We start from the raw sequence: 12,202 nt of genomic DNA, 5'->3' as shown, positions 1-12,202 counted from the left end.
ATGAATGCTTACTCCTTATAGACCGGTGAGATAAAAAACGAACGCCAGCGCCGCCACGCCAAAGCCCAGCCATGTCACATGCCCCGTCAGCAGGAAACGCCCGCGGGCCAGACTGTTCTCGATTAAGGCCGCGACGAAAAACACGACGGTCAGCTTGATGACAAACGCGATCGTTCCAACGATCAGTGCGGCCAGCGTAAAGGTTTCTGCCTTGCCAAAGGGTATGAAGATCGACAGAAACAACGCCGCCACCACGACCTGTTTCAGGCTGATGCCCCATTTCACCAGCGCCAGTCCGGCTCCGGAATATTCCGTTAACGGGCCTTCCTGCAACTCCTGTTCGGCCTCCGCCACATCGAACGGAATTTTTCCCATTTCGATAAAGGTGGCGAACGCGCAGGCCAGTAAAGCCATCAGCGTGGCGGTAGGGGATAGCCAGGGGCGGCTTGCCAGTATGCTGCTGATGTTGCCGATGTTGGTGGAGCCGGCAATCAGCGCGACAACCAGCAGCGCCAGAATCAGGATGGGTTCAACCAGAATACCGAGCGTCAGTTCGCGGCTGGCGCCGATACCGGCAAAGGAACTGCCGGAGTCCAGCCCGGCCAGGGCAAAGAAGAAGCGGAACAGCGCGAACAGATACAGCAGGGTAATGACATCGCCCCCTGCACCAAACGGGGAGATCCACGTCACGATGGGTAACGTCATGGCGACCAGCAGCATCGTGCCGATCAGGATGTAGGGCATCAGCCGAAATACGCCGCCCGCATGCTGAGGGGAGACATTCTGCCGCTTCAGTAATTTGAAAATGTCGCGGTAATCCTGCAACACGCCCGGCCCCTGGCGTGAGTGCATTTTAGCGCGGATAACCCTTGCCATACCGGACATCAGCGGCGCGATAGCCAACAGGCATAATGCCTGAATAGCGGCGCAGAGTATCAGGGTGGAGAGCGGCGCCATCAGCACGGGAGCGCCTTCGGCGGCGAGCGTTCCGGTGATTGAGCTTTCAGCGATCATCATGTTCTCCTTAGGCCATTGTCACCAACAGCAAGATCACCAGTGCGGCGACGACATACAGGCAGTAGAGTCGGAAATCGCCATGCTGAATCCATTGAATTGCCCGGCTGGCTTTCTGCACCCCATTCACCAACGGCAGCACGAGTCGGGTATCCCATAACGGTTCCGTCCGTTCGGCGGCCAGCGTGGTTTGCTCCAGCGCGTTTTGCATCATCGGCGCGGGGTCCAGCGTTTTCCGCATCCGGTAGAGCGGCGCGAACATCACGCGCAGCGGCTGGGTAAAGCTGGCGGCAGAGGCGGCCATGGCGGGTTCATAAGCATAGCCACAGGCCCAGGGTGTTCCACGCTGACGGAAATTCAGCCGCGTGCCTTTGCAGCCGACATACAGCAGCAACGGCAGCAGCGGCAAAGCCAGCAGCAGAATGAAAATAAGCGGTGTCGATAGCGTGGTCTGGCCGGGATTGCCGGGGAAGACCAGTGAACCTTGCGCGACCGTGGGCACGGCGCTTTTGGTCAGGCTGGCGGCAACCTGCGCGATCGCTGGCGCAATTTCGCTGGCGCCGACGCCGAGTAATATGCACAGCAGCGCCAGCAGCAGCATGGCGGCGGTCATCGGCCAGGGCACTTCTTTGGCCTGCGCCGCTTTCTCACTGCGGGGAGCGCCAGAAAAACTGATGCCGTACACTTTGACAAAACACATGGCGGCCAGCGCGCCGGTAATCGCCAGCATGACGATGGCGATCGGTGCGACAAGACGCAGAGCGAAGCTGCCTTCGTGGCTGAGGGTAAACAAGGACTGATAGGTAAACCATTCACTGACAAATCCGTTCAGTGGGGGCAATGCCGAAATGGCCATGCAGCCGACGAGGAAAGCCATCGCGGTATAAGGCATCAAACGCGCCAGCCCGCCCATTTTCTCCATATCTTTGGTGTGCAGCCGGTAAATGACGGCGCCGGCGCCGAGAAACAGTAATCCTTTAAAGACGGCATGGTTGAGCAGATGGTACAGCCCGCCGAGCAGGCCAAGAACGGCGAGCAGAGGATGGTGGGTCGCGATGCCGATCATGCCAACGCCGACCCCCATCAGAATGATGCCGATATTTTCAACGGTGTGATAGGCCAGTAAACGTTTGATGTCGTGTTCAGCCAGCGCGTACAGCACACCCAGAACGGAGGAGACGGCGCCAAACGCCAGCACCACGACGCCCCACCAGATTTCCGTCGCCCCCAGCAGGTCGATGCCTACTTTGATGATGCCGAAAATGCCGATTTTCACCATCACGCCCGACATTAACGCCGACGCATGAGACGGCGCCGCCGGGTGCGCGCGCGGCAGCCAGCCGTGTAACGGCAGCATCCCGGCTTTGGCCCCGAAACCAAAAAAAGCCAGCAGGAAGACGATGGAAGCCTGAGGGGCGGAGAGCGATGCCTGCCGGAAGTCGGCGAAATCAAGGCTGTTGCTGTGCCGGTAGAGCAGGAAGAAGGCGATCATGATCAATACGGAACCAGCATGGGCGATCAGAAAGTACAGTAGCCCGGCATTAATGGCTTCGTCATCCTGATCGGAAATCACCAGAAAGTAAGAGCTGAGCGACATCACTTCAAACAGGATAATGAAGTAGAAGGCATTGTCGGTAACCACCAACGCCACCATCGAGGCAATAAACAGGTTCATGAAGAAACCCATCGCCCATGCTCGTCCGCGATACTCCTGTAAATAGGCCAGCGAGTAGAGCGAGGTGACGATCACCAGCAGGGAAATCACCAGCACCATGAACGCGGACAGCGCGTCCAGCCGCAGGGTTAAATGCGCAATGTCGGCAAACGGTCCGGCGAAGGCGGCCGTCAACACTTGCCCATCAAGCAGTACGGGCAGCACGGCGGCAAGGCCGCACAGTCCGCCGAGCGCGGCACTGACGCCGCTGCACAGAATTGCCAGTGATTCATGGCGGGACAGACAAAGCGACGCTACCGCGCCGGCGCAATACAGCACCAGAGATAGGGCCAACCATTCCAGAGAAGTCATCATAATTTGTTCCCCCGCAAAGGTTCGGCCGGTGGGAAAGGTACGTTGCCGGCAGGCCACTCCATGGCTTGCCGACGTTTCGCCGCGATGGACTGTTCAATTTGCTGATCGTCGATGATGAACAGCGCGTTGGTGGGACACACGCGAACACATTCCGGCCCCTGGGCCTGAAAAGCACATAAGTCGCATTTCACCGCGACGCTGCGTACGCCCGCGTTCCAGGCCAGAAGGGGATTGATGGAGGCGACGCTGACCGGAACATCGGAGAGCTCGGCGCGCGGGATGTGCTGGCGGAAGGTTTCCGGGATGGCCAACGGCTTACTGCCTGATGGGGTGATCGCCCCAAAGGGGCAGGCAATGGCGCAAAGTTTGCAACCGATACAGGTATTTTCGTCCAACACCACCGCCTGATCCTGATGCGTAATGGCGTTAACCGGGCATACCTTGGCACAAGGCGCTTCTTCGCAATGTCGGCATAATACCGGCGTGGTGCCGGCAAGGTCGCGTTCTACCGTCAGGCGCGGATGCGTTTGTAATCCCTGGCGGCGATGTACCTGAGTGCAGGCGGCCATGCAGGTATTGCATCCGATACAGCGTTTAGGATCCGCAATGACGAAGCGGTTCATAGCCATATTCTCCGGGGGGGAATCGATTAAGGTTAGCTGCGTCAAAGCATATTCTGTGCCACGTCACGGAAGCCGTGCGGCGGGCCGCATGACATAAGGGATTGAGTGAGAAGGCGTTATTAAAAACGGGAGGATGCTGAGCGCTTCGACAGTCGTGTCGACACTTTTGACGAGGGCAGCGCGGAGCGGCCCCGTTCCGCCAAAAGCCAAAGCGCGGTGACAGGGCGCGTGCGGGGCGTGGCATGAAAATCCCTTGCTTCCCGCGCACGAAATACGCGCTGAACCCGCATAAATCGTTGGGTTCCCGGCAAAATAAAAACTGGATTTTTATGTAAATTAACTAAGGTTGAATGTAAAGAAATCCATAAGCCATGCGGCGTTGGCGATGGTTTTATTACGATAAAATTCAGTCATGGCATAAATATTGCAAGAGATGATTTACTTTCTTGCGACTGGAAAATCATCATGTGCTTAGGCATTCCCGGAAAAGTGGTAGCGATAGCCAACGCGGAACAACCGTCGGCGTGGGTTGATGTATGCGGCGTCCGGCGTGAGGTGAACATTGCTTTGGTGGCGGATGGCATCGGCAGTGAACCACTGATTGGGCAATGGGTTCTGGTTCACGTCGGGTTTGCCATGAGTCGTCTGGATGAGAAAGAAGCGCATGCGACATTGGACGCTTTACGGCAAATGGAGGAGCTGGAACAAGATGTTACAATTTTTTTGCGTCAATAATATGCTGTTAGTGATGTAAATCAAGACTTCTTCGATTAGCAAAGTGATAATAAGAATAACTATCATTAACGCTCCATCCAATGCATATGTCCAACTGGCAAAAGATTTTTCTCCTGTTGTGCTGGCTGTTTACCAGTTCCATGGCTGCCGCTGCGGCGGATTACGCCACCTTTATTCAAGATATCCAGTCCAGACTGGATAAAACGGCGCAATTGTACGAGCAGCAAAAGCCGGACGACGCCCGTGTCGAAGTGCAGATGGCCTATTTCGAGGTGTTTGAAAACCTTGAAGGACCAATCCGCATCAATATCTCCGCGCAAAAAAGCTATCAACTGGAATCAACCTTCGGTGAAATTCGCCGCATGATTGGCGAGGGCAAGCCGCAGGACGAGGTTCAGGCAAAGATTACCTGGCTGAAAGACGAACTGACCGCCGTGCTCCCCGTTCTGTCGGACGGGCACCGGCTGGTGGCGCAGGAGCAGCACGGCGCCTATGACAACGCCGATATTGCGCTGTACTGGCAACAAAGCTTCAAGATTATCGACGATCAACTGGCTCAGGCGGTCAGTGAATATCAGGCCGGAGATTACAAAAAGGCCAGTCAGAGCGTGCAGCAAGCGCACTATGACGGATTTAAAAACTCTGAAATGGAAATGTCGGTACGGCAGAATCGCTCTGCTCAGCAGGCCGCGTCCATCAATCAGCAATTTACTGCGCTGATCGCGCTGACAAGCCAGCCTGATCAACTGACCGATGTGGCTTATCGCGTCACGACGTTAATACAGGATATCGAAGATGTGCTGCCGGGGTTGCCGACCACCCGCGATTCCCAGCCTGTCACTGCGGCGCCTGCGGGCGATAGCGTATCGGGCGATGATGGGATCCCTGACGCGAACTGGGAGAAAGTCACAAACGATATCAATCAGGCCATTGCCGCCGCACTGGAAAAATACCGTCAGGGTCAGGTTAAACCGGCCATCATGGCCGTGCAGGATACTTATTTTGACCTGTTTGAAGCCACCGGCATGGAGAACAAAATTGGTTCCCGCGACGCGGCATTCAAATCCACGTTGGAAGGATATTTTACCCGTTTGGTCAGCCTGATGAGCGCCGGGCAGCCGATTGAGCAACTCCAGGCGCAGGCGGATGCGTTGCAACAGGATCTGGCGAATGCGGTCACCATGCTGGGCGACGGCGACGAGACGCACTGGAGCCTGTTGATATACAGCCTGCTGATCATTGTGCGTGAAGGGATGGAAGCGCTGCTGATCGTGGCGGCCATCGTTGCTTATCTGGTGAAAAACAACCACCACGACAAGCTGCCGCTGATTCGTCAGTCCGTCTATGTTGCGCTGCTGTGCAGCGTTATCACGGCCGTCATTTTCCAACTGCTGTTTACTAATTCAGGCGCCAGCCGTGAACTGCTGGAGGGCGTCACCATGCTGATCGCCGTCGTGATGCTGTTCTTCATGAGCTATTGGCTGCTTTCAAAAGTGGAAGCCCGGCACTGGAAAGCCTATCTGGAAGGCAAACTGTCGCATTCGTTGAGCAGCGGTTCGATGGTGGGGTTGTGGCTGACCAGCTTCCTGGCGGTCTATCGTGAAGGTGCGGAAACCGTACTGTTCTATTATGCGCTGGTAGGCGATGCCAGCAACATGGCGGGGCACCTTTCCATTCTGGCCGGGTTTGTCATCGGGTGTGTGATTCTGGTCATCGCTTATCTGATCATGCGTTTTACCGTGGTCAAACTGCCACTGAAACCTTTCTTTATGTTCACCGGCTGTTTCATGTACCTGATGGCATTTGTCTTCGCAGGTAAAGGCGTATTGGAGTTGATTGAAGGGAAACTGTTTGAACCGACGCTGCTGATTGGCGTTCCGGAAATCAGCTGGCTGGGTATTTATCCCTATGTAGAAACGCTGATACCGCAAGGGTTGTTATTGGTTGCCGCGTTAGTCGCGCTTTGGGTTATGCGGCGGCGAGTCTCGGCGATTTGATTCTGGAAGTGATGAAAAGCACTAAAACGAGAGATGATCTCTACATTTACGAGGATGAGGTTAATGAACATGCGAAAAAGTCTGATTGCTGGCGCGATAATCGCCGGTCTTTTCACCGCACCAGCAGCGTTGGCGTTTGAAGAATATCCGGCTGGAGAGGCGGTCACCATCAATGAAATGGAGATCGCGGCGGTTTATCTGCAACCGATCGACATGGAACCTCGCGGTATGGGCCTGCCGGCGGCAAAATCGGATATCCATCTGGAAGCGGATATCCATGCGGTGGAAGGCAACAAGAATGGGTTCGGCGCGGGTGAATGGATGCCCTTCCTGACCATCGCTTATACCCTGACCAACATCGACACCGGCGCCAAGCAGGAAGGGACCTTCATGCCGATGGTCGCCAGCGATGGTCCGCACTACGGCGCGAATATCAAAATGATGGGCGTGGGCAACTACAAAGTGGTTTACCACATTGAGCCGCCTTCCAAAGCCGGGATGCATCGTCATACTGACAGTGAAACCGGTGTCGGCCGCTGGTGGAAACCGTTTGATGTCAGTTTTGATTTCAAATACGTCGGCATCAAGTGATTACCTTGTCCTCTATGCTCACTGCGTAATCGCGGTAATGTTCACGCCTCTGTTGGCAATGTTGTCAGTATCTCCATCAGGGGCGTGCGCTTTTTCGCTTGAATGTGCGTCGTTATACCTAATAGATTTCAAGGGGAAGGAAGCCAACACGCCAGCAACTTGAAAGATGAAGGGAATATGAGTTATTTCTTTGTTACCACACTACAGGCCTTTTTGCCGATAGCACTGCTGTTAGGGTTGAACTGGAGCCATCGCGTCACGCCTGAAATCAGACCGTTAGGCTGGATAACGTTACTGGCATTGATTGCCGGATTGATGGTGGGGGCGAGATTACCCAACGGGCCGCAGATTCAACTGTGGATAACGGTCGTTCAGGCTATTGGCCTGATACTGTTCCTCGTCAGTCAGTTCTTTTCCCACCCTCGACTCGGTTACCTGTGGCAGGCCATTCTGGTCGCCGGTGCGGCCGTTCACTGGGGCAGCGATCCCAACCTGAGCGCATTGACCACCACGCACGTTGTTAACACCGATTTGCTACTGAATTTCAGCGCGATCATTGTGGCGCTGGCGTGGCTGGTTTTCAGTGCGGCCCTCTGCGGCCTGATTGTGCGGCGCGTTAAACTATTGCGCTGGCCGCTGCTGATGCTATTGATTGTTATGCTGATGTTGCCGACCAGCGGCACATTGTTACTGTTGTTGATGAAATTGCAGGTGCTGGGGTTGACCAAACCGCGCCTAAGCTATGTGGCGCATGTCACCAATAACGCCCCCTTGTTGAATTATCTCAGCGCGCTGCTGATGTCGGCGCTGGCTGGCGCGTATTTGATACCTTTACGGGAAGCCGATCGTCGGATGGATGAACTCCGCGATCCCATTGAAAAGCGTAAGGCAACGGCAGATTACCGTAATGCGCTGCGTACCGTGCTGGCAACGCTGGCTGCATTGTTGGTGGTACTGCTGAGTCAGCTTTACTGGGACAAGGTGGCGTCACAGCCTCCCCGGTTATCTGAAGCGCTGCCGGTGACGCTGGCGGCAGATAGCCAGGTACACATTCCGATTGAACAGGTCCGTGACGGCAAACTGCATCGATTTGTCTGGATTGCGGACGATGGCAAGGCGGTGCGTTTTTTTGTCATCAATCGCTATCCGGATCGTCTGCGGCTGGGCGTGGTCTTCGATGCCTGCCTGTTGTGCGGCGATCAGGGCTACGTAATGGAAGGGAATCAGGTTATTTGCGTGGCCTGTGACGTGCGCATTTTCATTCCTTCCATTGGTAAAGCCGGGGGATGCAACCCGGTGCCAATCGAAGGCTGGAGCAATGACGAAAAAGAACTGGTGATCGGTCAGGCGTCGCTGGCGGCGGGAACCAACTATTTCAGCACGATAGTTTCTCTGGATGTTATTGATCCGGTGGATGGATCAAAACTCACCAACGTGAAAGCGGAACATAAGTATCGCTACGGCGGTAAAACCTATTTCTTCTCGACGGAAGCGAACTACAACCGTTTTCGTGAAAGCCCCGGGAAATTTGTTACCTCAAACGCGGCGGCTGACGATCACGAGGAAGGGGAATAACAATGTTATGGCGCATGTTACGTCAATCCTGGCGCAGAAACGTTCGGCGTAAATCGCTGGCGGTGCTGACGGTCTTTCTGGCTGCCGGGTTGATTTCAGCTCTGCTGGCGGTATCGATCGATATCGGCGACAAAATGGCGCGTGAGTTAAAGTCGTACGGCGCCAATATCCTGATCGAACCGGCAGGACAGGCGGCGTTGCCCGCCCTGTTTGGCGAACGCAGCAATCCGCTGGACGGTCAGGATTTTCTGGATGAATCAGAACTGCCCAACATCAAGGATATTTTCTGGCGTAACAATATTGTCGGGTTTGCGCCTCTGCTGAGCGGCGACGTGGAGATTAACGGTCAGCCGATCGCGGTTTTGGGAACCTTTTTCTCTCAGCCCGTGGCGGTGCCGGATGAAGAAGACTATCGCACCGGACAAATAGCGGTCAGCCCTTACTGGCAGGTCGCCGGCGTTTGGCCGCAGGAGCCCATTGCGCAAGGCAAGCCGGTGGATGCGCTGGCTGGTAAGCAGCTGGCGCAGCAAAATGGCTGGCAGACTGGCGATACGCTGCGGTTACGTGGACCGAAGGGCGAAATGACGGTGCGTATCAGCGGTATTCTCAGCAGCGGCGGCGATGAAGAAAGCCGTCTGGTGATGCCGTTGGCGGCGGTTCAATCCTTATTGGGGCTGGAAGGAAAGGTGCAGGCGATCCGCGTTTCGGCGCTGACCGTTCCGGAGAATGAGCTTTCCCGCCGGGCGCGTGAAAATCTGGAGGCGCTGAACGCCGAGGAATATGACCTCTGGTATTGCACCGCCTACGTGTCCTCAATTGCTCATCAGTTGGAAGAAGCGATTTCCGGTTCGGTGGTGCGGCCTATCTGGCAGGTGGCGGCATCGGAAGGGGTGGTGATCGACAAAATCCAACTGTTGCTGGCGGTCGTGACCTTCGCTGCGCTGGTTGCCGCGGCAATGGGAATTGCCTCGCTGATGACCAGTACCATTATGGAGCGGGCCAGAGAAATTGGCCTGATGAAAGCATTAGGCGCGCGGCAATGGCAGATTATGCTGCTGTTCTATCTGGAGGCGGCGTTAAGTGGCCTGATTGGCGGAATGGCGGGCTGCGTAGCAGGGTGGGGGTTGGCGAAAGCCATTGGCTTGATGCTGTTCGGCGTGCCGCTCAGTTTTGCCTGGATCGTTATTCCTTGCGTGCTGGTGATTTCCATGTTGATTGCGGTGATCGGCACCTGGTTCCCGGCGCGCCGTATCGCCAAACTCTATCCGGTGGAGGTGCTGTATGGCCGCTAATGTCTGGATGAACGGGATGTTCTGGCGGCTGGTGCTTCGCGCGCTGAGATTGCGTATGCAGCGGGTTAGCGTCGTGTTTGCCGCCCTTACTGTCGGTGCGGCAATCGTGACTGCCATGTCTGCCGTCTATTTCGATATCAATGCCAAAATGAGTCAGGAATTGCGCACCTTCGGGGCCAACTTCTATATCGGCCCCGCACGGGGGAATTCGTTGCCGCAAAGTACCTTTCAGCCGATTGTGGAAAACGCGCCGGCCGGATTGATCAATGCCGCCAGCCCTTATCTGTACGGGATGGCACGCACGGAGCTGGAGAAAGTCGTCCTGATGGGGGTGTGGTTTGAGTCGCTACGACCGCTGGTTCCTTACTGGCAGGTTACCGGCAACTGGATTGGCGTCAGTTTTGACGATCGCAATGCGATGATTGGGGTCAAGCTGGCGGAACGGTTGAACGTAAAAGTGGGCGACAGTATCACGCTGGTGGGCGACGGCGGCAGGCAGCGATTGCAGATTAAAGGGATCGTGGAATCCGGCGATGCCACCGACAATATGCTGATCGTCAATCTGGCGTTGGCGCAGAAGTGGCTGGATAGAGAAGGGACGATCAGTAACGCGTTGCTCAGCGTCAGCAACGATCTGGGGCAGGTGGATCAATTCGCCGCCAGCTTGCAGCAACAATATCCGCAGCTGGAAATTCGCCCCATTCTCAAAGTCTCGGCCTCGGAAGGTCAGGTGCTGACCAAGATCAAAGGGCTGATGGGGCTGGTTTCCGTGGTCATTCTGGTGCTGTCGTCCCTGTGCGTGAACACGACGCTGATGGCGATTGTTGGCGAACGCGCGCGTGAGTTTGCCTTACAGAAGGCGCTGGGCGCCAGCGGGCGGGATATCATCCGTCAGATGCTGGCGGAAACCGGCATTATTGCGCTGGCCGCGGTGATTTGCGGTTCATTGATCGGGTATTTGTTGGCGCAGGTGTTAGGCATGGCGGTGTTCAACGCCTCAATCTCGCTGCGGGCGCCGGTATTTCCGTTAACGCTGGTGCTCTCTCTGCTGGTCGCGGCGGTTGCGGCCATTGTTCCTACCCGACGGGCGATTTATATCGAACCAGCCAAAGTTTTAAAAGGAGAGTAGTGCGATGTCCTTAGCAATACAGGTTCAAGCGGCGGAGCAGGCCCCGGAAGAGGCGGTGATTGAAACTCGCCAGCTTTATAAACGCTTTGGTCAGGTTACCGCGCTGGAGAATATCAATATTCGCATCGCCCGCGGCGAGTTCGTGGCCATTATGGGCGCGTCCGGTTCGGGCAAGACGACGCTGATGAACATTCTTACCTGTCTGGATACGGTAAGTGACGGGCAGGTGCTGCTGGACGGCATTGATGCCGCGGCGCTGGATGAAGAAGGGCGGCGCAAATTCCGGGCGGATAAAATTGGTCTGGTCTTTCAGCAGTTCCATTTGATTCCTTTTTTGACCGCGCTGGAAAATATCATGCTGGCCCAGCATTACCACAGCGTCGTAGATGAAGCCGCGGCGCGTCGGGTGCTGGAGCAGGTCGGGCTGGCGCACCGTGTAGACCATCTGCCCAGCCAGCTGTCCGGCGGCGAGCAGCAGCGGGTGTGTATTGCCCGTGCGCTGGTGAATGAACCGCCAGTTATTTTCGCCGATGAACCGACAGGGAATCTGGACGAAGAGAACGAACAGCGAGTATTGGATCTGTTGAAGGATTTGCACCGTCAGGGGCGTACTATCGTGATGGTGACGCATAACCCTGAACTCGGCAGGTTTGCCGACCGCATTATCCGTTTACAACACGGTAAGTATCTAAGTGAGGAGATTAACCATCATGCTATGGCGTAATACTCTCAACGCCGTTTTCCTGTTGGGAATGCTGGTGTTGCTTGGCGGCTGTAAAGAAGAACAGGTGAGCATCGGCGCTAAAGCGCCTGCGCTTGCGGCTTATGATTTGGCCGGACAGCAGGTGGATTTATCCCGCTGGCAGGGGAAAAGCGTGTATCTGAATTTCTGGTCTTCGGGCTGTGGTGGGTGCCTGGCTGAGATGAGTACGCTGGAAAAGCTCAGCAAAGACTATGGCGATAAAGTGGTAGTGGTGGCAGTGAATACCGATCCTGATGCTGTGGATATTTCCTCTTTGCTGGCTCACCACAAGATCACCTATCCGGTTGTTCGCGATCAACTGGGTATTACCAGGGAGCGTTATCAGGTCATGGGCACACCGACCTCGTTCGCCATTGACCGCCACGGCAAGGTGCTGGAGCTGCATCAGGGCGCAAGAAATGAGGAACAGCTGGTCGCGCTGTTCCGACAATTAGCGAGTGGCGCTTGATTGGTT

The 12,202-nt window shown here is 55.7% G+C and carries 11 protein-coding genes; 8 read left to right on the top strand and 3 right to left on the bottom strand.

Features of this window, described 5'->3' with window-relative positions:
- Positions 1-15 precede the first annotated feature (15 nt).
- The 3 genes from B4923_RS06155 to B4923_RS06145 form a co-directional block, all read right to left on the bottom strand.
- The gene (locus B4923_RS06155; protein ID WP_109053710.1) at positions 16-957 is read right to left on the bottom strand and encodes a respiratory chain complex I subunit 1 family protein; all 942 of its coding nucleotides are present in this window, start codon (positions 955-957) and stop codon (positions 16-18) included.
- Between the two features lie 67 nt (positions 958-1,024).
- Positions 1,025-3,043, bottom strand: coding sequence for a hydrogenase 4 subunit B (gene hyfB / locus B4923_RS06150; RefSeq protein WP_109053487.1), 2,019 nt, complete (start codon positions 3,041-3,043; stop codon positions 1,025-1,027).
- Positions 3,040-3,666 carry a 4Fe-4S dicluster domain-containing protein gene (locus tag B4923_RS06145; RefSeq protein WP_109053486.1) on the bottom strand — a complete coding sequence of 209 codons (627 nt, stop codon included), beginning with the start codon at positions 3,664-3,666 and terminating at the stop codon, positions 3,040-3,042. The genes hyfB and B4923_RS06145 overlap by 4 nt, the downstream gene beginning before the upstream one ends.
- 465 nt (positions 3,667-4,131) lie before the next feature.
- Here B4923_RS06145 and B4923_RS06140 point away from each other — a divergent pair, with 465 nt between their 5' ends.
- The 8 genes from B4923_RS06140 (at position 4,132) to B4923_RS06105 (ending at position 12,196) form a co-directional block, all read left to right on the top strand.
- Positions 4,132-4,401, top strand: a complete 270-nt coding sequence (locus B4923_RS06140) for a HypC/HybG/HupF family hydrogenase formation chaperone (protein WP_109053485.1) — start codon at positions 4,132-4,134, stop codon at positions 4,399-4,401.
- Between the two features lie 86 nt (positions 4,402-4,487).
- Positions 4,488-6,398, top strand: coding sequence for an FTR1 family iron permease (locus tag B4923_RS06135; protein ID WP_109053709.1), 1,911 nt, complete (start codon positions 4,488-4,490; stop codon positions 6,396-6,398).
- Between the two features lie 63 nt (positions 6,399-6,461).
- Complete coding sequence (locus B4923_RS06130) at positions 6,462-6,989, top strand: iron transporter (protein ID WP_109053484.1); 528 nt, start codon at positions 6,462-6,464, stop codon at positions 6,987-6,989.
- Positions 6,990-7,166: 177 nt separating this feature from the next.
- Complete coding sequence (locus B4923_RS06125; RefSeq protein ID WP_109053483.1) at positions 7,167-8,564, top strand: Fe-S-containing protein; 1,398 nt, start codon at positions 7,167-7,169, stop codon at positions 8,562-8,564.
- 2 nt (positions 8,565-8,566) lie between these two features.
- On the top strand, positions 8,567-9,856 hold the full coding sequence (locus B4923_RS06120; protein WP_109053482.1) for an ABC transporter permease: 1,290 nt from the start codon (positions 8,567-8,569) through the stop codon (positions 9,854-9,856).
- 16 nt (positions 9,857-9,872) lie between these two features.
- Complete coding sequence (locus tag B4923_RS06115; protein ID WP_210732716.1) at positions 9,873-10,985, top strand: ABC transporter permease; 1,113 nt, start codon at positions 9,873-9,875, stop codon at positions 10,983-10,985.
- Positions 10,986-10,989: 4 nt separating this feature from the next.
- Positions 10,990-11,709, top strand: a complete 720-nt coding sequence (locus tag B4923_RS06110) for an ABC transporter ATP-binding protein (protein WP_109053481.1) — start codon at positions 10,990-10,992, stop codon at positions 11,707-11,709.
- The gene (locus B4923_RS06105; RefSeq protein WP_109053480.1) at positions 11,696-12,196 is read left to right on the top strand and encodes a TlpA family protein disulfide reductase; all 501 of its coding nucleotides are present in this window, start codon (positions 11,696-11,698) and stop codon (positions 12,194-12,196) included. Before B4923_RS06110 ends, B4923_RS06105 begins: the two co-directional genes overlap by 14 nt.
- Positions 12,197-12,202: the final 6 nt, after the last annotated feature.

The organism is Brenneria roseae subsp. americana, assembly GCF_003115815.1.
Lineage (GTDB): Bacteria > Pseudomonadota > Gammaproteobacteria > Enterobacterales > Enterobacteriaceae > Brenneria > Brenneria roseae.
The sequence above is the reverse complement of the archived record's forward strand: the minus strand, read 5'-3'. Positions and strand labels throughout refer to the sequence as shown.